Source organism: Crenobacter sp. CS_VA4, from assembly GCF_055597485.1.
In genome coordinates, this window is record NZ_JBVMAE010000133.1 from 1 (window position 1) to 267 (window position 267).

Below are 267 nucleotides of genomic sequence, written 5' to 3' on the forward strand. Positions count from 1 at the left end.
GTGGCGTCCCCACGGGGATTCGAACCCCGGTCGCCGCCGTGAAAGGGCAGTGTCCTAGGCCTCTAGACGATGGGGACTAAAGGACTTTGTACTACGTAGAGGGTGGTGGAGCTAAGCGGGATCGAACCGCTGACCTCTTGCATGCCATGCAAGCGCTCTCCCAGCTGAGCTATAGCCCCACAGTAAAACTGTGGCGTCCCCACGGGGATTCGAACCCCGGTCGCCGCCGTGAAAGGGCAGTGTCCTAGGCCTCTAGACGATGGGGAC

Annotated in this window: 3 tRNA genes; all 3 read right to left on the reverse strand. The window is 61.4% G+C overall.

The annotated features are described in order from the left end of the window. Nucleotide 1: 1 nt before the first annotated feature. The 3 genes from ACZ2IA_RS23015 to ACZ2IA_RS23025 all read right to left on the reverse strand — a co-directional run bounded on the left by ACZ2IA_RS23015 (nt 2) and on the right by ACZ2IA_RS23025 (nt 267). A tRNA-Glu gene (locus tag ACZ2IA_RS23015) sits at nt 2-77 on the reverse strand. Nucleotides 78-103: 26 nt separating this feature from the next. Beyond that, nucleotides 104-179 (reverse strand) — tRNA-Ala (locus tag ACZ2IA_RS23020). A 12-nt stretch (nt 180-191) separates the two neighbouring features. Beyond that, nucleotides 192-267 (reverse strand) — tRNA-Glu (locus ACZ2IA_RS23025).